The organism is Rahnella sp. CFA14(1/10), from assembly GCF_004195095.1.
In the GTDB taxonomy this organism is placed as follows: Bacteria; Pseudomonadota; Gammaproteobacteria; order Enterobacterales; family Enterobacteriaceae; genus Rahnella; species Rahnella perminowiae.
In genome coordinates this window covers 597,015-616,535 of record NZ_SEWS01000001.1, presented here as the reverse complement: position 1 = coordinate 616,535, position 19,521 = coordinate 597,015, and the positions used below count along the sequence as shown (strand labels likewise).

Below are 19,521 nucleotides of genomic sequence, written 5' to 3'. Positions count from 1 at the left end.
TCCTTAGTCCTCCTTAATCCGGATAGCCTTGCGGGTTTTTCGACTGCCATAGCCAGGTATCGTTGGCCATGTCTTCGAGCGTGCGGGTGACTTTCCAGTTCAGCTCTTTCGCTGCTTTGGTCGGATCTGCCCAATACGCCGGTAAGTCGCCATCACGACGTGGTGCAAACTTGTAATTCACCGGTTTGCCGCAGGCTTTGCTGAAGGCGTTAACCACATCCAGCACACTGTGACCGAAGCCGGCGCCCAGGTTATAAACATGTACGCCCGCTTTGTTGTGCAGCGTTTTCATCGCGGCCAGATGTCCGTCTGCCAGGTCGACAACATGAATGTAATCACGTACGCCGGTGCCGTCCGGTGTCGGATAATCGTTGCCGAAAATGGCGACGGACTCACGACGACCTACTGCCACCTGCGCGATAAATGGCATCAGATTATTCGGTACACCTTGTGGATCTTCCCCCATCAGGCCAGACGGATGAGCACCGACCGGGTTGAAGTAACGCAGCAGCGTGATGCTCCATTCAGGCTCAGCACGCTGCACATCTTCCAGAATTTGCTCGACCATCAGTTTGCTGCGGCCGTACGGACTGGAAGGATTACCGGTCGGAAAATCTTCGACATACGGCGTTTTTGGCTGATCGCCATACACGGTGGCGGAAGAACTGAATATCAGGTTTTTTACGCCGGCGGCACGCATGGCTTCAACCAGCACCAACGTACCGGTGACGTTGTTGTCGTAATACGCCAGCGGTTTTGCCACGGATTCGCCCACGGCTTTCCAGCCGGCGAAATGAATAACGGAATGAACAGGATTTTCACTGAAAATTTTATCGAGAAGGGCGCGGTCGCGAATATCACCTTCGTAGAACAGCGGCGTTTTGCCGGTCAGGGTATGGATACGTTCCAGTACACTCACTTTGCTGTTGTGAAGATTATCAAGAATGATGGGTGTATAGCCTGCATCAATCAATTGCACGCAAGTATGACTGCCGATGTAACCGCTACCACCTGTGACTAAGACGTACATAATAGCTCCCCGATGATTATCTGGATGCAACGATATCACGCTGCAAGGCTGAAAAAGGTGATCCATCCCCAATAAAATGGAATCGCTTACACAAACAGTTTACCACCTTTCAACGTGACTCAACAGGTGCGGCGTGCGGTACGCAAAGTCTTCGGCAACCGGTGATAAGCCAGAAAGGATGGGTTGTGTAATCGATTACACTAAAATTTATCCGGGGGGTGAATCAGCTTTTCGGACTCATTTTCAGACTCCAGCCGGGGGAAATGCCGACATTTTGTCCACTAACCAGCGGCGGAGTGTCACGATATCTTCGCGCAGTGCTTTCTCTTTGGTGGTCACCAGATAATAGTTTGCGCCGGGCAGGTATTGAGGGAACGGGGTGGTCAGGATGCCTTTTTCAATGAAGTCATGCGCCAGCAAACTGCTGACAATCGCCACACCCTGACCGGCAATCGCCGCCTGAATAGCATGGGTTTCATCCGTAAAACGCAGGCCACTGTCGGTGTTTAATTGCGCCGGACCGAAGTGTTTTTGCCAGTTCTCCCAGTCGGGAGAGGGGTGAGGAATATGACGATTTTCCACATGAAACAACGTTACTGTCGTCAGATCCTCCATCGTTTTCAACGCCAGCGCAGGACTGGCAACCAGCACAAAAGTGTCGTGATAAAGCAGCCTCGAATCAAGATTCTCACCGGCGGATTCGCTGTAACGGATCGCCACATCCACGGTATTACGGGTTAAATCCACCAGCTCAATGCCGGTATGTAAGCGTAAATCCATCTCGGGCGCAGCGGCTTTTAAATCCGCCAGCCGCGGCACCAGCCAGTGTGTCAGGAAATTGGATGTCGTGGTCACTGTCAGCGCCGCAGGCAACGCGGCGTGATGAATTTCTTCGACGGCTGCCTGTAATCCGGCAAATGCCTGCTGCGTGGCGTGGCGCAGGATTTGCCCCGCGGCGGTAAGCCTGACCTCACGGGCGCTGCGCTCAAACACTGCCGTGCCCAATGACTCTTCAAGCACACGGATCTGATGGCTGATAGCAGTGGCTGTCACGCCGATATCTTCTGCCGCGCGTTTGAAACTCTTCTGCTGCGCCACCGCATCAAATGCTTTGAGCGAACCGAGAGGCGGTAAACGAATCTTCTTCATGATGAGTTATTTTCATCCATGGCTGAAATCTATGACGTTGAATCATCTAAATTAGGCGGTGTAAGCTCTTTTATCAACATGATATGGATGAATAAGATTCATCTTGTATACTGCGGAATGCTGATAAAGGAACTGTTATGAACGCCAAAAAATCACCTGCGCGGTGGTTGTCACCAGCATCGGGCATATTGTTTGTGCTGCACCTGGTGCTGACGCTGCTGAATGTCGGCTTTAACGGGCTGGATACACCGCTGTCCCACGCGCTGGCGGGAGCCGCCGCACTGTTTTTTGTGTTGTTTATCATCAGCGAGCGTTACCACCCTCAACCCCTGATGCCGCGTCATTTGCGGGCTTCGTTGCCCCTGCAAATAAGTTTTTGGACCGGTATTTTCGTTACGGCAGTCACCTGTGCTGCGTGGTTCCTGCTGGCGGTGACGATGTATCAGATTTACGGATTCGGCGGGCCGGGCATTATTCTCTGCTTTGCTACCTTATTGCTGATGATGGTGTCGGGCAAAGCGTTCGGCGAAAAACTCGGGCGGAATGCCACCTCTGCCAGCCTCTTGCTGTGGGGTTTTATGATTGCGGCGTGCGGGCTGGGGGTGATGGCAATAATGCCTGCTTTCGGGCTGGTGCTGCTGCCGGGTATGTTACTGACCGGATTCGGCGCGGGCATAGCCCGTCAGGCCGCCGCAACAGAAAGGGATCAGCTCACCGGTGATGAATATCATTATGCATCCCGTCTGGGAGGTTGGGTTCGGGTAAGCAGCGCCCTGGTGATGCTGGCACTGCTCACACTGCTGCTGAAAAATAATCCCGGCCGGCAGGGCATTGAAAACGGGTATTCATTGCTGGCGGCACTGGCGCTGGCGGGCGTAGTGACTGCACTGATGATCCCCGCAAAGAGGAAGCGAAATAACGTTACAGTATGTCAATCTGATAACGGTAGATTTCACCGTCAGGAATAAAGCTCAGACGATGGGTAATGCATTGCGGCGCATCTTCCGCATGATGCGAAACAAACAGCAACTGAGTTTCACCTTCGCCGATCAGGATATCGACAAAGCGGCGCACCAGCTGACGGTTGATCGGATCCAGCCCCTGTAACGGTTCATCAAGAATTAACAGCGCCGGATGCTTGACCAGTGCGCGGGCAATCAGCGCCAGACGCTGTTGTCCCCAGGATAAACTGTGGAACGGGGTATCACCGGCATCACCTTCCAGCCCGAGCAATTCCAGCCATTGGGAGGTGAGTAATTTCTGCCGGTCGGATACCGCCTGATAAATACCGATCGAATCGAAGAAGCCGGAAGTAATAACATTGCGCACGCTGGTGCTGACGCGGTAATCCAGATGCAGGCTGCTGCTGACATAGCCAATATGACGCTTGATGTCCCAGATGGTTTCACCGCTGCCGCGACGGCGGCCGAACAGCGTCAGGTCATTGCTGTAGCCCTGTGCGTGATCGCCGGTGATAAGGCTCAGTAAGGTGGATTTTCCTGCACCGTTCTGGCCGGTGATCTGCCAGTGCTGGCCGTGATCCACCTGCCAGCTCAGATGGTGCAAAATCGGCTGGTCGTTGTACTGCACTACGCCGTCACGCAGCACGATTAACGGACTGCCGGCAGGCGGGCTGATACGTGCGGTGGGATCTTCTGCTTCCGGCACGGCCATACCGTTCAGGCTTTCACTGTGTGCCAGTTGGGCAACCAGCGCATCAGCCATCACCTGTTCTCGCGGCCCTACAGAGGCCAGCGTGCAGTCAGCCAGCACGCCGACATTTTTCACAAACGCAGGAATGTCGTCAAAGCGGTTAAGCACCAGCACCATCGTCTGGCCTTCGCCGGATAAGGTTTCCAGCAACTGTGCCAGCTGGGCGCGGGCGTTGACGTCGAGGCCGTCGAACGGCTCATCCAGCACCAGCAAATCGGGTTTTTGCATCAGCACCTGACACAGCAGGGTTTTGCGCGTTTCGCCGGTCGATAAATATTTGAAGCGACGGTCAAGCAATTTCTCAATACCAAACTGTTCGGCAAGGGCCGCACAGCGGGCCGGATCACGCACTTCATCCTGAATAATTTCAGCAGTAGTGCGGCCGGTATCGTCTTCACCTTCACTCAGTAAATCAGTGTTGTTACGCTGCCATTCATCGGCGACCAGTTTTTGTAATTGCTCGAATGAAAGGCGAACGATATGCGGGAAACTGTTTTTCCGAGTGCCTTTCAGCAGGGTTAAATCGCCTGCCAGCGCACGTGCCAGTGCGGATTTTCCGCTGCCATTGGAGCCGACAAACGCCCAACTGTCTGTCTGACGAACAGTGAGATCAGAAAGTGTGAGGGTCCGGGTATCGCTGAGGCGGAAAACGCCTTGCGAGATATGCAACGACGACATATTTAATCTCTCATTTTCAAATGATTATAAAACAAGGGATAAGCGCTGCATCTTCGCAAGTCAATTGACAAATCTGCAAAATGAAAACGCTGATTTTGCAAGATCCTGATTAATTTATTTTTTTAGCACAAGGTGGCAAGGATTACTTTGTCGTCATCAAATTGTGCGAAAACGCTCTGGCCGGTTTTCAGGGTCAGTTTGTCGGCTTCGGCATTTGGCACTGTCGCACATAATATTTCACTGCCCGGGAGCTTCATCAGCACTTCGCTGCTGTTTTCACCGCGCTGGATGTGGGTGATATCGCCCTGCAAGGCGTTATGCGGGTGATCAGCCTGCATGCTCAGCGTGATCCACGGCGCTTTGATCAGCACCAGGACTTCTTTACCGGGCGTTAACGCCAGACGGTCGGCGCTTTGTTCAGTGACCGCTGCGCGGATCCTTGTTTTGCCATCAGCCAGCAGGACATCAATATGCTGCTGAACGATGCTGTACCCGCGCTCAATGACATTGCCGAAGAACTGGTTGCGCGCACTGGTTTGCAGGGAGAAACGTGAAATAGCCGCCAGCAAACTGTCGAGAGGGAGCGAATCTTCTTTCAGCACGTCGAAGGCTTTTTGCTGAATTTGTGCCAGTAATTCATAAAGCTGGATCAGACGCTCGCCGTATGCCGTCAGCACTGCGCCACCCCCGCCTTTGCCACCGGTGCTGCGATCGACCAGCGTCTGATCGGCAAGCTGATTCATTTCATTGATGGCATCCCAGGCACTTTTGTAACTGATGTTCGCGAGCCTGGCCCCCTGACTGATTGAACCGGTCTGGCGCACCTGCCGCAGTAATTCAATGCGGCGCGGATCGGCAAACAAACGTTGCTGAAGTTTAAGGGTTAAGAGAATTTCGGCTTGCATCGCAGCTTCCTTGTGAGAATGAGGGCTTATTGTCGCCGCTAAACCAGCAGGCAGGCAAGTTGGCGAAATGCTAAAGTAATTACCGTCCCGTGCTGTTATTATCCGCAACAGTTTGATTTTTCGTTTTTGACTTCATGTACGAAGTCCAACATCGCCTCAGGGCGATTCAGCCAGTTAAGTGAGGCTATCATGTTAGAATTATTAGAAAGTTTGATTTTCGCTGCCGTCATGGTACCGGTTTTCATCGCTGTGATCCTGGGCCTGATCTGGGGGCTTGGCGAAGTATTCAATATCATCTCCCACGTGGGTCACTCTAAAGAATCCCGTGAGAAGCCTCATTACTGATTAATGAGCTTTTTTCCGGAACCCGGCCATCGCGCCGGGTTTTCTTTTTTTTGGGTTTTCTTTTTATCGTTCAGATCAAAAAACCATAGGTTATCCGCCCCTTGCTCCTAAAAATGCATGACATCGTTTCCTGCTGCGTTATATTAAGGATTACATAACGAAACATTTTTTCACAAAGGCGAAGGAAAACGATGACATATCAATGGGGCAAAGTATTCACCGCGACCGTTCTGGTAGCAGGACTTGGTGTTCAGGCTCAGGCAGCAGAGAAAATCACTGTGTTTGCCGCCGCATCACTGACCAACGCATTGCAGGATATTGCAACGCAGTATCAGAAAGAAAAAGGCGTGCAGGTTGTCTCATCTTTCGCCTCATCTTCCACACTGGCCCGTCAGATAGAGCAAGGCGCTCCGGCAGATATGTTTATTTCTGCCGATCAGCAGTGGATGGATTATGCCATCAGCAAACAGCAAATGGTGGATAACACCCGTTATACGTTGCTGGGTAACGAGCTGGTGCTGATTTCGGCGGCCGGCAGCAAAATCAACAAAGTCGACATCTCAGAGAAAACTGAATGGACCAAACTGTTGGGCGACAGCCGCCTGGCGGTGGGGGACCCGGATCATGTCCCGGCCGGGATTTATGCCAAAGAAGCGCTGCAAAAACTGGGAGCCTGGACCACGCTGGAACCTAAACTGGCGCGCGCCAGCGACGTCCGTGCGGCCATGGCGCTGGTAGAACGTGAAGAGGCACCGGTGGGCATTGTGTATGGTTCTGACGCAGTGGCCAGTAAGAAAGTCAAAGTGGTCGGTGTTTTCCCGGCATCGAGCCATAAGCCAGTTGAGTATCCGATGGCCATTGTTAAGGGGCATGAAAATGCGACAGTCAGCGGTTTTTATGATTATCTGAAAACGCCGGCAGCGGCTGAAATCTTCAAAAAATACGGTTTCACGCCCCGCGGCTGAGTTCATCGCTGTTGCTGAAAACAGATAAGGCCTTCCCGCACTGCGCAGGCTTTATCTTTTCCTCTCTGTTTCTTTCCCCGTGTGCGATTCTCTATACTTTGATGGGTATTAAAGCCTTCGACATTTTTGCCGATATTTCATCTCTGCGACACATAAATTCAGGATTAAGAAACCGACATGATGTTGAGTGAATATGAGTGGCAGGCGGTACTTCTCAGTCTGAAAGTATCGAGCCTGGCCGTTGTTTGCAGTCTGCCGCTTGGTATTCTGATGGCGTGGATTCTGGCCCGTGGCCGTTTCCCCGGTAAATCCCTGCTCGACAGCATTATTCATTTGCCCCTGGTATTACCGCCGGTGGTGATTGGTTATCTGTTGCTGGTGGTGATGGGGCGTCGTGGTTTTATTGGCCAGCGACTGTACGAATGGTTTGGTTTCAGCTTCAGTTTTAGCTGGCACGGTGCGGTGCTGGCCTCAGCGGTGGTAGCATTTCCGTTGATGGTGCGTGCAATCCGCCAGTCGCTGGAGGCCGTTGACCCTAAACTTGAACTTGCTGCCCGCACGCTCGGCGCGTCACCGTGGCGGGTGTTTTTCACCCTCACACTGCCGCTTTCCACACCAGGTGTCATTGTCGGCGTAGTGCTGGCGTTTGCACGTTCGCTGGGCGAATTTGGCGCAACCATCACCTTCGTTTCGAATATTCCGGGTGAGACCCGTACCATTCCTCTGGCAATGTATACCCTGATTGAAACACCGGGTGCGGAAGGGGCTGCCGCGCGGCTGTGTGTGTTGGCGATCCTGCTGTCTCTGGCTGCACTGCTGATTTCTGACTGGCTGGCAAAACGCAGCCGTATCCGGCTGGGAGGCTGACATGCTTGAACTCGATTTCAGCCAGACGCTGGGTAGCCTGAAATTACAGGTGACGCAGACCTTACCGGCGCAGGGAATAACGGCCATTTTCGGCTTGTCAGGTGCGGGGAAAACCTCGCTCATTAATGCCATCGGTGGCCTCACCCGGCCTGACAGTGGCCGCATAACGTTGAACGGTCGCGTTTTATCCGACCGGCAAAACAACATTTTCCTGCCGCCCGAAAAACGTCGCATCGGCTATGTTTTTCAGGATGCGCGCCTGTTTCCGCATTACCGCGTGAAAGGTAATCTGCAATATGGCATGGCGCCGTCGATGCGCGGACAATTCGATAACATCGTGCGTTTGCTCGGCATCGCGCCTTTGCTGGATCGCTTCCCGCTTACGCTGTCCGGCGGTGAGAAACAGCGCGTGGCAATCGGCCGGGCGCTGCTGACAGCACCAGAAATTTTGCTGATGGATGAGCCGCTGGCCGCGCTCGATATTCCACGTAAACGCGAACTGATGCCTTACCTGGAGCGTCTGGCGCAGGAAATCAGCATTCCGATTTTGTATGTGACGCACAGTCTGGATGAGATTTTACGTCTGGCAGAAAAAGTGCTGGTACTCGACAGCGGTAAGGTGCTGGCCATGGGAACGTTGGAAGAGGTGTGGGCAAGCAATGTGATGCGTCCGTGGTTGCCCAAAGAAGAGCAAAGCAGTGTGCTGAATGTCAGCGTGCTTGAACATCATCCGCGCTATGAAATGACGGCGCTGGCGGTTGGCGATCAGCGTTTATGGATCAGTAAAGTCGAAGAAGTACCCGGCACGGCGCTGCGTATACGCGTGAATGCCACGGACGTTTCTCTGGTATTGCAACCGACGGCGAACAACAGCAGTATCCGCAACATTCTGCCGGCAAAAGTGCTGGAATGTCTGGATCTGGGAAATCAGGTGGAGGTCAAACTGGCGATGGCCGATCATATCATCTGGGCGCGGATCACGCCGTGGGCGCGCGACGAACTGATGATCCGCGCAGGACAATGGCTGTATGCGCAGATCAAGAGCGTGTCAGTTAATCGTTAAGCGTACTGCGCCTTACTTTTCTGACGGATTAAAAGCGGCATAAAGCACCAGAACCTCTTCGGCAAACGCGTCATCGAGAATATAAAAGTAACATTCCGGCACGTTAAGCACGCGGGCAAAATGACACATGGTGTCAAAGTTCGGGCTGTACGTGCCGTTTTCATATTGCGATACACGCGAACGCGCCGTGCTCTCATCTATTCCGGCCAAAACACCCAATTTTTCCTGCGTAAGCCTGGCTTTTGCCCGCGCGGATTTCAGTCGATGTGGGATCATTATCAATAACCATAGAAACCGTATTGACGTTATGTTTAGCATCACTTAACATTATTGTTGTTTAGAGTTACTGGACATTGTTATGTGTCAGTGTAATTCACAATTCAGTTAGCTGAACTAACAACAAAGGAAGAAGGATGAAAAATGGAAAATGACTGGCATCCGGCGGATATTATTGCCGCATTACGTAAGAAAAGAACCTCACTGGCGGCGCTCTCAAGGCAAGCCGGTTTAGGTTCGTCGACACTGGCCAATGCACTGGCGCGTCCGTGGCCGAAAGGGGAAATGATCATCGCTCAGGCTCTGGATATACCTCCTTCGGTGATCTGGCCCAGCCGGTATTATGACGAAAACAGGCGATTAATCCCCCGTACCGTCCGGCCGGTCAGGAATAAGACATTGGAAACTGACGGATAAGCCTGCAAAAAACACCTTCCTCTGTGGCAGAGGAAGGTGCACCGGTAACGGTTAATTCAGCACTTTGTTGCGGATAACCTCAGCGATTCCCGGTGTTTCGTGGTCACCAATCACCAGCGCCGCACGTTCTTTGATAGCATCATCTGCATTGCCCATCGCCACGCCAAGACCGACATTTTCCAGCATGCTCAGGTCGTTGTAGTTATCACCGAACGCCACCACATCCTGCATGGTCATGCCCTGAGATTCGACCCATTCCTGCAAGCGGCGGCCTTTGCTGTTGCCTCCTTTTGCAACATCAACCTGATCATGCCATGACCATTCACAGGCCAGACCCAGCTCATTTTCTACCTGTGCGGCAAAGGTGTGCAGGGTATCGAGATCCTGATGCGATGTGGCAAATTTCCAGACTGACTGTGCGTTGTCAGCGGCTTCGCGCAGGCTGTTAACCTGAATAATGTTCGGACGCTGATGTTCCGGCAGGGTTTGCCCCCAGGCAATGGAACGGCTGACGTGGCCGCTCGGCTGCTGATACAGCATGGCGTCATCAACATATAACAGACCGTGGATGCCGTGATATTCCAGCAAGTCGATCACTTTTTTGGCTTTGACCGGATCCAGCGGATCGGAGGTTAAAACCTTACGTGCCTGATAATCATATAAATACGTGCCGTTACAGCAGATAGCAGGTGTATCGAGCTGCAATGCCTGATAAAAGGGATGGATGGCCACATGATGGCGTCCGGTCACGACGACGACTTTGACCCCTTGTGCACGGGCATCTGCCAGCGCGGCAAGGGATTCAGGAAGGATACGTTTTTGGCGGTCCAGCAGCGTCCCGTCGAGGTCGAGCGCAATAATGCGATAAGTCATGAGCAGTCCATCGTAAGTGAGGGGGAATCGGGGAAATTATCGCCATGTTACCTTTTTTAGCCTGCTAATTAAACTGCGTATCCGGCACCAAAGGGGTCGCCGTATCGTGGTAACCTGAGCTACGCTTTAATACCCGGCATATTTCAAGTTGCAGATAGGTTGGCTGCGCTTGTCTTCCTGCAACTCGAACTATTTTGGGTATTACAACTATTTGATTCTTAATAAGGAGATGTGATGAAGCAAGTCGTCTACGTTGCCAGCCCTGAGAGCCAGCAAATCCACGCTTTTCGTCTGGCAGACAAGGGTGAACTGAGCCTGCTACAAACGGTGGAAGTTCCGGGACAGGTTCAGCCGATGGTGATTCATCCTGACGGCCATCGTCTGTATGTTGGCGTGCGCCCTGAGTTTGGTATGCTGACCTACCGCATTGACCATGAAGGTAAACTGGAAGAAGCTGCGATGGCCCCATTGCCGGGCAGTCCGACGCATCTGGGGATCGACCTTCAGGGACGTTTTGTGTTCTCCGCGTCCTACAGTTTTAATAATGTCAGCATTCATCCGCTGGATGAAAAAGGGCTCGCGCTTGCGCCTGTACAGGTGCTGGAAAATATCCAGGCTCCGCACTCCGCCAATATCGACCCGACCAATCAGGTACTGATGATCCCTGCGCTGAAAGAAGATCGCATCCGCCAGTTCGACTTCAGTGCCAACGGCGAAGCGACGCCGCACGCCGCGCCGGAGCTGAAAACTGCAGCGGGTGCGGGCCCGCGTCATATGGCATTCCACCCGAATCATCATTTTGCCTACTGTGTAAATGAACTGAACAGCAGCGTGGACGTGTACCAGAAAGACGTCACCAGCGGCGAATACCGTCAGGTGCAGACGCTGGGGATTATGCCCGCTGATTTCACCGGCACCTGCTGGGCTGCTGATTTGCACATCACGCCGGATGGCAAATTCCTCTACGCCTCAGACCGGACTGCCAGCCTGATTTCTGTGCTGACGGTGTCAGAAGATGGCAGCGTGCTTGAGCTGGTCGGGCATCACACCACCCAGACACAGCCTCGCGGTTTCAATATCGATCACACTGGCCGGTATGTGATTACCGCAGGACAGAAATCGGACGCGATTGAAGTGGCGAAAATCGATCCACAAAACGGTCAGCTGACCACCCTGAAAACTTACCCTGTGGGCAAAGGCCCGATGTGGGTAAGCATTCTGGAAATTAATTAATCACAATAGGTTACTTGTTAGTTTTGTTAATGTTATATTTTTAACTGACCAATAATACCGCCGTGAAATAATGATCAAGCTCCTGTAATAAGGGGCTTTTTTATTGCCTGTGCCAGACGTGCTATTGATTAGAAATATTTTAATGTCTCTATAAATGTTGAACAGCGCTGGTCGATAACTCTCCCGTTATTCACTCATTCTGCGGTGGCGCTGCCACTTAAGAATCAGTCCTTTTTGGTTATCAGGGAGAAGTAAATGAATGTACTTTCAGGGATCACTGGCCGGGTTCGCCATGCCACAATCGCTAACAAGCTCGGTGCAGGATTTGCGCTGGTATTGCTTCTGGGCTCCTTTATTGCTGTGTCCGGTATCTACCATCTGACCAGCATCAATCAACGCGCTGAAAAAGCGACTTTGCTCAAAACCGTTAACGATCTGCTGAGCGATGCCAAATTTACCCGGCTTTCCTATATGGCCAGCAAAGACCCTAAATTTGTTGAAGAAAACCGCCAGGCGCTGGATAAACTGGAAACCCGCCTGGGAGAAGTGGCGGCGTATGCCTGGGAGCCGGAAGATCAGCGCCTGGTAGAGACTATGCCGGCAAATATTCAACGCTACCGTGAAAGCTGGCAGCAGACGTTGAATCCTCCGGCAGGCAGTGATCCAAAACACATCACCGCCCGGTTGGCTGAAGCCGGGCTGGCACTGACCTCCGCGTCTAACACGCTGCTCGATCATGAGATGAACAGTCTTCACCAGGAAGTATCGCGCACCATTTCCGAAATGCTGGTGATCATTGTGGCAGCCATAGTCACGGGTGTGCTGATTTCATGGCGCATGACCCGGCAGCTGACGCTCCCGTTGCGTCACACGCTGCAAATTGCACAACGTATCGCTGCCGGTGATCTTTCGACGCACACCACCAGCCACAGCTTTGACGAAGTGGGGCAACTGAGCCGCGCAATTGAAACCATGAACCAGAATCTGCACGGCATCATCGGTGATATCCGTGAGGGCGTAACGCAGGTGACCCGTGCCTCGGGTGAAATTGCCGCAGGCAACATCGACCTGTCAGCCCGTACCGAAGAGCAGGCTGCGGCGCTTGGGCAAACAGCGGCCAGCATGGAACAACTGACCTCAACGGTGAAACAGAACGCCGACAATGCCGCGCAGGCCAGTCAGCTGGCTTCCGATGCTGCCAGCACGGCGGCGCGGGGCGGTAAACTGGTGGCGGATGTCGTGGGTGTGATGAAAGAGATCACTGTCAGTTCGAAGCAGATTTCGGAAATTACCACTGTCATCAACAGCATCGCTTTCCAGACTAATATTCTGGCGCTTAACGCTGCGGTTGAAGCGGCGCGGGCAGGGGAACAGGGCCGTGGTTTTGCGGTGGTCGCCAGCGAAGTGCGCAGTCTGGCGCAGCGCAGCGGGCAGGCGGCGAAAGAGATTGAAGGGCTGATCGATAAATCGGTGATTAATGTCAATAACGGTTCGCAGCTGGTGGCGAAAGCCGGTGACACCATGGAAGAAATCGTCGGCTCGGTGCGTCATGTGACGCAAATCATTCATGAGATTGCGTCGGCGTCTGACGAGCAAAGTCGCGGCATCAGTCAGATTGCGCTGGCCGTGGCGGAGATGGATACCGTAACTCAGCAAAACTCGGCACTGGTTCAGCAGTCAGCCAGTGCAGCGGCTTCGCTCGATGAGCAGGCGGTGAATCTGGAACGCACCGTGTCAGTATTCCGCCTCGGTAATGAAACCCGCTAAAAGACGGGCAGAAGAAGGCTGAACGAAAAAAAACCACCGGAGGCCCACCCCGGCGGTTTTTTCATGGCATCAGACTGAATTACTTCGCAGGCTGAGTCAGTACATTGTTGTACTGCCACAGGCGGTTGAAGTTAGTGTCATTCACGTTGCGCTGCTGTTTTTCATCTTTCGGCACATTGCCAACAAACGGATGCCCGGAGAAGACGGAAGCGCCCCACGGATTCATCTGGTCATAGCTGTTGTCGAAGCTGCTGTCACGGATCACCAGCTGGCTGCTGGCGCCGTCAGCATCCCATGCACGGCCCATTTTGGCTTTCGCTGCCTGCTCGAAGCCACGGTCACCGGTCAGGTTGCTGTCGATTACCAGGAAGCCGTAAGGCGCGGCGGCTGGCGTGTTTGGCGCGAAGATGGACGCCTGTTTCACGCCACGGCTGCTGACAGTGTGGAACTCAACGTGATCGAATACTGCATTAGCGCGGCCAAATACGTAATCCACATCACCGACGATCAGGCTGTTATGCACGTAAGCACGGCTGTAACGGTTGTTGTCAGTCTGGTTGTGGATGTTGGCGGTATTGACCATAAAGGTATTCTGGCGGCCAATCAGACGCACGTTATCCAGAATCACATTGTCACCATCGGTACGCAGCGCAACGGCAGAATGATCACCGGCATCCACGGTATCGAGCAGGGCGTTACCAATAGTCAGGTTCTGTATCTGAACACCGTTGCTTTGTGACCAGACGGTCGCGGTACAGCCAGTGCCGATGGTTTCAGTGGTCAGGGTGGCACAGTTCCGGAACATATAGTACGCGCGATCGCCCGGCAGGAACTGGCCGTTAGGGCTGACGGTTGAACGGTATGTTGCCGGAGCGGCGGACGCTTCGAGACCCTGTGCGAGGGTAACATCAGAAGCGCTATTGCCCGCACCGAATAAGGTCACTGGCGGTGCACCAGCCGGGATGTAAACCGCACCGTTATACGTGCCTGGCAGAATTTTAATGAAGATACGTTCGCCGTGGTTACGCACAGCCAGTGCCGCGTTTACCGCCATCTGAACGTTGGAGTATTGCGCGCCATCTGTGCCTAACTGCGGGCCCACCACGAAACTGGTTTTCACACCGTCAGTGCTTGCCAGTTTAGGGAACCAGCCCTGTTGCTGAACCTGCAAAGAAGGGCCGCCAAAGGCGAGATAATTTTTCGTGGTAAAATTGGCCGCTTCGTCCGCTGATAACACGGGCAGTGACGCGGTGCCCGGAGCAACCTGGCTGGATAAGCCTTGATGGCTGCTGCTACATGCCGCCAGGATAAGACTGGCAGACAATACAGCGCACGCGCGCGACAGGGTGGAAATTTTCACTGTGACTGACTCCTTGATGAAGAAGATTATTCTTTTTTTCAATGTTGCAGCAAACGCCGCAATAAAAAAACGGTGGCCAGTAAAAACTGACCACCTTTTCTGCGTCTTTTATACCACAGGAATCAGCTGTATATCACTGTCAGTGATGCTTTGCCGAGAGTATGGAAGTGCACGTTGAAGCCGAGATATGCGCCGCTGGCATTCTCATCGACTTCCAGCGTTTCTGTATCGATGGCGTAGACGGTGAAATGATAGTGATGGTGTTCGCCCTGCGGAGGGGCTGCGCCGCCATAACCGGCCTTACCAAAGTCAGTGCGGGTTTGTACCGCACCTGCGGGTAAACCGCCTTTGCCGGAGCCTGCACCTTGTGGCAATTCGGTCACGTCAGCCGGAATATTGGCGACGCCCCAATGCCACCAGCCGGAACCCGTCGGGGCATCCGGATCATAGCAGGTGATAACAAAACTTTTGGTGCCCTCAGGCGCGCCGGACCAGGTCAGATGCGGCGACAGGTTGTCACCGTTGTAGCCCATGCCGTTAAAAACCTGCGTTTCCGGCATTTTTTCGCCATCGCGCAGATCATTACTGGTCAGTGTAAATGCCATAAAACCCTCTTCAGATGATGAAATAGTCACGGTCAGATTACTTGCCGGCCCCGCCGCCGCCCAGCAATTTCAGCAATGCCTGTGCGACCGCTCTGGAAGAGGCCGGATTCTGCCCGGTGATCAGGTTTCCGTCGGTAATGGAATAAGGCCGCCAGTCTGCCGCCTTACTGTAGTCACCGCCATGTTTTTTCAGCTCGTCCTCGACCAAAAAAGGCACGATATCGGTCAGCCCGACCGCGTCTTCTTCGCTGTTACTAAAGCCCGTCACGCGCTTGTCTTTCAGCAGCGGCGTGCCGTCCTCCACCAGTACATTGCGCAAAACCCCCGGTGCGTGGCAGACCGCAGAGACCGGTTTGCCCGCAGCCCAGAATGCCTGGATCAGCGCGATAGAGTGCGGGTCTTCAGCCAGATCCCACAACGGGCCGTGACCGCCCGGATAAAAAATGGCATCGAAGTCATCAGCGTTAACATCAGCAAGTTTGTGCGTGTTCGCCAGCACCTTCTGTGCATCTTTATCATTACGGAAACGTTCGGTGGTTTCGGTCTGCGCATCCGGCTCATCGCTTTTCGGATCGAGCGGTGGCTGTCCGCCTTTCGGCGAAGCCAGCGTCAGTTCGGCACCGGCATCCAGAAATTCGTAATAAGGCGCAGTAAATTCTTCCAGCCAGAAACCGGTTTTCTTACCGGTTTCACCGAGTTTATCGTGTGATGTCAATACCATCAGTAATTTCATGTAACCTCCTGTGGACGTTGCCGGCTGACGTTAAGAATAAATCAGTCCTGACCGACACGGACGACCAGTTTGCCAAAGTTTTTACCCTCAAGCAGACCAAAGAACGCCTGCGGAGCATTCTCTAATCCTTCCACGATATCTTCACGGAATTTGACTTTCCCCTGTTCAAACCATTCACTCATCTGTTTTGCAAATTCCGGATAGCGATGGCCGTAATCATCAAAAATAATAAAGCCCTGCATACGCATGCGTTTCTTCAGGATGGTGCCGGTCAGCAAGGAAAGGCGGTCCTGACCATCTTTCAGACCGGTTGCATTATATTGAGAAACCAGCCCGCACAGCGGGATACGTGCTTTGGTATTGAGCAGCGGCAACACGGCATCAAACACCGCGCCACCGACATTTTCAAAATACACATCAATGCCTTCCGGGCAGGCCGCTTTCAGGCGTTTATCCAGATCCGGCGCGCGGTGATCCAGGCATTCATCGAAACCGAAATGCTCAACCGCATAGCGGCATTTTTCTTCGCCACCGGCAATCCCGATTACGCGGCAGCCTTTGATCTTACCAATCTGTCCGACCAGCGAACCGACAGGCCCCGTCGCGGCAGCCACGACCAGCGTTTCGCCCGGTTTGGGTTCACCGATATCCAGCAGGCCCATAAAAGCGGTAAAACCCGGCATGCCCAATACACCCAGTGCGAGGGACGGTTGTTTGAGTGCTGCCCCTTCCAGTTTCTTGACGTCCTGGCCATCGGCAACGGAATAATCCTGCCAGCCGGTTCTGCCGACCACTAAATCGCCGGGTCTGAAATCCGGGTTTTTCGATTCCACCACGCGGGAAACTGCACCACCGGTCATCACCTCACCGATTTGCACCGGTGCGGCGTAGGAAGGCGCGTCGCTCATGCGTCCGCGCATGTACGGATCAAGTGACAACCAGACGGTGCGCAGCAATAACTGGCCGTCTTTGGCTTGCGGTAACGGGGCTTTTTCCAGACGAAAGTTATCATCGACAGGTTTACCGTGAGGACGTGAAGCCAGCACGATGCGGCGGTTTTCAGATTGTGACTGAGGCATATCAGTTCCTTCCTTTTTTCTTATAAGGGGATTCAAAGTCAACGTAATTGGGAATAAGTATAGGACGCTAAACAGTCATCGGACGAAGCGGTTTATGCCATGTTGGAATAAATCGTGGGGTTTTTCCCTGAAATAAGAGTAAACCTGAAAACGCAACAGTTCACTGCCGTACAGGCTGCTTAGAAAGCTTTCTGCGTGTTTCTAACTCAAGACTAGAAATCATTGCCACAAGCCGGTGCGTTTGGCGAAGAGGTCATTGGGAATTCTGAGTATTCTCCCCTGCGAAGGGGAGGGTAGGGGTGGAGTATTACTATCAAAATCAAAATGTTGAAGTATGCTTTGGCCGGGTGTCAGCCCTTAAAACCTCCACCCGATTTCCCCTTTCGCAGGGGGAGGAGCAAAGCTCATTAGCACAAGCTTCTTTATTTTACGCTCACATCAATATCACCAAAGTATTTCTTCGAAAGCGCTTTAACCACGCCGTCTGCCTGCACCTTAGCGATGGCTGCATCAAGTTTCTCTTTCAGCGCGGTATCGCCTTTACGCAGGCCGAACGCGATGCCGCTGCCGAGGATCTTGTCATCACGTACGGCGTCGCCGACAAAGCCATAATCTTTACCGTCCGGACGCGACAGGAAACCGCTCTGACCGGCCGGCGCCAGTACTAACGTGCCATCAAGGCGGCCGGATGACAGATCCAGATACACCTGGTTCTGATCCTGATAAGAAACGATATCCACGCCTTTCGGTGCCCAGTGCGCCTGCGCATAACTTTCCTGAATCGAACCCTGCAATACGCCGATATGCTTGCCTTTCAGTGACTCAGTTGTCGGCAGCAGGCCGGAATCTTTTTTGGCGATCAGTTTTGTCGGTACGCGGTAAATGACTTGTGTGAAATCAATCGCCTGACGGCGCTTTTCCGTGACGTTCATCGCCGAGTTAATCGCATCAAATTTACGGGCCTGCAATGCTGCAATCAGGCCGTCGAACGAGGTGTCGTACCAGTCGCACTTTACGCGGGCCGCTGCGCAAACGGCGTTGCCCAGATCAATATCAAAACCCTGTAATTCACCGGTTGCGCTTTTCGATTCAAACGGTGGATATTGTGCTTCCAGGCCGAACTTCAGTGTGGAACCGTCAGCCAGTGCGGAGAAAGACGCCACGGCGCAACCTAACAGCAATGCGATTTTCAATTTTTTCATTATTCACAATTCCCCTGCGTTATTCAGATAAATACCCGGTCTCAGACGCGACACAGGCGGCGTGCGCCTTCGTACAACGTGTCGTTATCTTTGGCGAAACTCAGGCGGATAAGCCCGGTAGGTTTGTTATTGCTGTAAAACGCTGACAGCGGAATGGTCGCAATCTGATAATCACGTATCAGGCTCAGCACAAATTCATCGTCCGTCAGCGGACTGAAATGACTAAAGCGCGCCAGCATAAAGAAACTGCCACGGCTTGGCAGTAATTCAAAGCGGGATTCGCTGAGGGCTTCGGCCAGCAGGTCGCGCTTTTGCTGATAAAAACCGGCCAGTTCCAGATAACTTTGCGGGTCAGCCAGCGCGTCGGCAAAGGCCACCTGCATCGGTGTGTCGGCGGAGAACACCATAAACTGATGGACTTTGCGGATTTCATCCATCAGCTCTGCCGGTGCCAGACAATACCCCACCCGCCAGCCCGTGACGTGATAGGTTTTGCCAAAAGACGACACAATCACGCTGCGTTCAGCCAGTTGCGGATGACAGGCCATGCTTTCGTGGCGCTCGCCGTCAAACACCACATGCTCATACACTTCATCGGACAAAATCACGATATCGGTATTTTTAGTCAGCGCTGTCAGGCGTTCGATATCGACATCCGTAAAAATAGCACCGGTCGGGTTGTGCGGGCTGTTAATGATGATCATCCGGGTGCGGCTGTTGATCGCGTTTGCGACCTGATCCCAGTCGATGCTGAAATCGTCCATCGACAGGCCGATAGCCACCGGCTTTGCCCCCTGTAAACGGACGATCGGTGCGTAGCTGTCAAACGACGGTTCGAAATAAATCACTTCATCGCCCGGATGTACCAGAGCGCTGATGGCGGAATACAGTCCTTCGCTGGCGCTGGCAATGACCGTCACTTCGCTGTCGGCGTCATATTTGCAGCCGTAAAGCGCTTCGGCTTTGGCGGACAGCGCATGGCGTAATGCCGCCACGCCGCTCATAGGCGCGTACTGGTTATGACCTTCGCGCATGGCTTTAGCGACGCTGTCGATTAATGCGGGCTGGCATGAGAAATTCGGTGCACCCTGCGACAGGTTCAGTGCGTTATGTTCGGCGCTGAGCTGGCCGATAACGGTAAAAATAGTGGTGCCGACGTCAGGTAATTTTGACCGGGGCGACATGGCGCTTTTCATAGCATTTCCCCAAAAAACAGGCCGTGTGGCCATGACAAGGTAAAAAAAGGTGTTGAATGATTAAG

Annotated in this window: 20 protein-coding genes; 8 read left to right on the top strand and 12 right to left on the bottom strand. The window is 53.1% G+C overall.

Annotated features, from left to right (window positions below):
* Nucleotides 1-13: 13 nt before the first annotated feature.
* The gene (gene galE / locus EVX52_RS03080) at nt 14-1,030 is read right to left on the bottom strand and encodes a UDP-glucose 4-epimerase GalE (RefSeq protein ID WP_129951995.1); all 1,017 of its coding nucleotides are present in this window, start codon (nt 1,028-1,030) and stop codon (nt 14-16) included.
* Nucleotides 1,031-1,273: 243 nt separating this feature from the next.
* On the bottom strand, nt 1,274-2,179 hold the full coding sequence (locus tag EVX52_RS03075) for a LysR substrate-binding domain-containing protein (RefSeq protein WP_129990566.1): 906 nt from the start codon (nt 2,177-2,179) through the stop codon (nt 1,274-1,276).
* Nucleotides 2,180-2,316: 137 nt separating this feature from the next.
* On the opposite strand from EVX52_RS03075, the gene EVX52_RS03070 reads away from it, so the two are divergent.
* Complete coding sequence (locus EVX52_RS03070) at nt 2,317-3,147, top strand: hypothetical protein (protein WP_129990565.1); 831 nt, start codon at nt 2,317-2,319, stop codon at nt 3,145-3,147.
* Here EVX52_RS03070 and modF read toward each other — a convergent pair.
* Together modF and modE are read right to left on the bottom strand one after the other, a co-directional pair.
* Nucleotides 3,101-4,570 (bottom strand): molybdate ABC transporter ATP-binding protein ModF, encoded by a 1,470-nt coding sequence (gene modF, locus EVX52_RS03065; RefSeq protein ID WP_129990564.1) that lies wholly within the window; start codon nt 4,568-4,570, stop codon nt 3,101-3,103. The genes EVX52_RS03070 and modF overlap by 47 nt on opposite strands.
* Nucleotides 4,571-4,692: 122 nt before the next feature.
* Complete coding sequence (modE, locus tag EVX52_RS03060; protein ID WP_129951991.1) at nt 4,693-5,475, bottom strand: molybdenum-dependent transcriptional regulator; 783 nt, start codon at nt 5,473-5,475, stop codon at nt 4,693-4,695.
* A gap of 189 nt (nt 5,476-5,664) precedes the next feature.
* Between modE and EVX52_RS03055 the strand changes: the two genes are divergently transcribed.
* From EVX52_RS03055 to modC, 4 genes are all read left to right on the top strand, one after another.
* Entirely contained in the window at nt 5,665-5,820 is a 156-nt protein-coding gene (locus tag EVX52_RS03055; protein WP_129951990.1) for an AcrZ family multidrug efflux pump-associated protein, read from the top strand.
* A gap of 191 nt (nt 5,821-6,011) precedes the next feature.
* Nucleotides 6,012-6,785, top strand: coding sequence for a molybdate ABC transporter substrate-binding protein (modA, locus tag EVX52_RS03050; RefSeq protein ID WP_129990563.1), 774 nt, complete (start codon nt 6,012-6,014; stop codon nt 6,783-6,785).
* 177 nt (nt 6,786-6,962) lie between these two features.
* The gene (gene modB / locus EVX52_RS03045) at nt 6,963-7,652 is read left to right on the top strand and encodes a molybdate ABC transporter permease subunit (protein ID WP_129990562.1); all 690 of its coding nucleotides are present in this window, start codon (nt 6,963-6,965) and stop codon (nt 7,650-7,652) included.
* 1 nt (nt 7,653) lies between these two features.
* Nucleotides 7,654-8,715, top strand: a complete 1,062-nt coding sequence (gene modC / locus EVX52_RS03040; RefSeq protein ID WP_129951987.1) for a molybdenum ABC transporter ATP-binding protein ModC — start codon at nt 7,654-7,656, stop codon at nt 8,713-8,715.
* 12 nt (nt 8,716-8,727) lie between these two features.
* On the opposite strand, the gene EVX52_RS03035 is transcribed toward modC, so the two are convergent.
* On the bottom strand, nt 8,728-8,991 hold the full coding sequence (locus EVX52_RS03035) for a helix-turn-helix transcriptional regulator (RefSeq protein ID WP_129951986.1): 264 nt from the start codon (nt 8,989-8,991) through the stop codon (nt 8,728-8,730).
* A 144-nt stretch (nt 8,992-9,135) separates the two neighbouring features.
* Here EVX52_RS03035 and EVX52_RS03030 point away from each other — a divergent pair, with 144 nt between their 5' ends.
* Nucleotides 9,136-9,408 (top strand): helix-turn-helix transcriptional regulator, encoded by a 273-nt coding sequence (locus tag EVX52_RS03030; protein WP_129951985.1) that lies wholly within the window; start codon nt 9,136-9,138, stop codon nt 9,406-9,408.
* A gap of 51 nt (nt 9,409-9,459) precedes the next feature.
* Here the strand turns inward: EVX52_RS03030 and EVX52_RS03025 are convergent, their stop codons facing one another.
* Nucleotides 9,460-10,281, bottom strand: coding sequence for a pyridoxal phosphatase (locus EVX52_RS03025; protein WP_129951984.1), 822 nt, complete (start codon nt 10,279-10,281; stop codon nt 9,460-9,462).
* 234 nt (nt 10,282-10,515) lie between these two features.
* On the opposite strand from EVX52_RS03025, the gene pgl reads away from it, so the two are divergent.
* Together pgl and EVX52_RS03015 are read left to right on the top strand one after the other, a co-directional pair.
* Nucleotides 10,516-11,514, top strand: coding sequence for a 6-phosphogluconolactonase (gene pgl / locus EVX52_RS03020; RefSeq protein WP_129990561.1), 999 nt, complete (start codon nt 10,516-10,518; stop codon nt 11,512-11,514).
* Nucleotides 11,515-11,769: 255 nt separating this feature from the next.
* On the top strand, nt 11,770-13,281 hold the full coding sequence (locus tag EVX52_RS03015; RefSeq protein WP_129951982.1) for a methyl-accepting chemotaxis protein: 1,512 nt from the start codon (nt 11,770-11,772) through the stop codon (nt 13,279-13,281).
* Between the two features lie 79 nt (nt 13,282-13,360).
* On the opposite strand, the gene EVX52_RS03010 is transcribed toward EVX52_RS03015, so the two are convergent.
* The 6 genes from EVX52_RS03010 to EVX52_RS02985 form a co-directional block, all read right to left on the bottom strand.
* Nucleotides 13,361-14,641 (bottom strand): putative acyl-CoA thioester hydrolase, encoded by a 1,281-nt coding sequence (locus EVX52_RS03010; RefSeq protein WP_129990560.1) that lies wholly within the window; start codon nt 14,639-14,641, stop codon nt 13,361-13,363.
* A 122-nt stretch (nt 14,642-14,763) separates the two neighbouring features.
* Complete coding sequence (locus EVX52_RS03005) at nt 14,764-15,246, bottom strand: kinase inhibitor (RefSeq protein WP_129951980.1); 483 nt, start codon at nt 15,244-15,246, stop codon at nt 14,764-14,766.
* Between the two features lie 37 nt (nt 15,247-15,283).
* The gene (locus tag EVX52_RS03000) at nt 15,284-15,979 is read right to left on the bottom strand and encodes a type 1 glutamine amidotransferase domain-containing protein (RefSeq protein WP_129951979.1); all 696 of its coding nucleotides are present in this window, start codon (nt 15,977-15,979) and stop codon (nt 15,284-15,286) included.
* Nucleotides 15,980-16,020: 41 nt separating this feature from the next.
* A complete protein-coding gene (locus EVX52_RS02995) occupies nt 16,021-17,058 on the bottom strand; it encodes an NADP-dependent oxidoreductase (RefSeq protein WP_129990559.1) in 1,038 nt (345 codons plus the stop codon).
* Nucleotides 17,059-17,480: 422 nt separating this feature from the next.
* Nucleotides 17,481-18,260 carry an ABC transporter substrate-binding protein gene (locus EVX52_RS02990; RefSeq protein WP_129990558.1) on the bottom strand — a complete coding sequence of 260 codons (780 nt, stop codon included), beginning with the start codon at nt 18,258-18,260 and terminating at the stop codon, nt 17,481-17,483.
* 41 nt (nt 18,261-18,301) lie between these two features.
* Entirely contained in the window at nt 18,302-19,456 is a 1,155-nt protein-coding gene (locus tag EVX52_RS02985; protein WP_129990557.1) for a methionine aminotransferase, read from the bottom strand.
* Between the last annotated feature and the right edge of the window lie 65 nt (nt 19,457-19,521).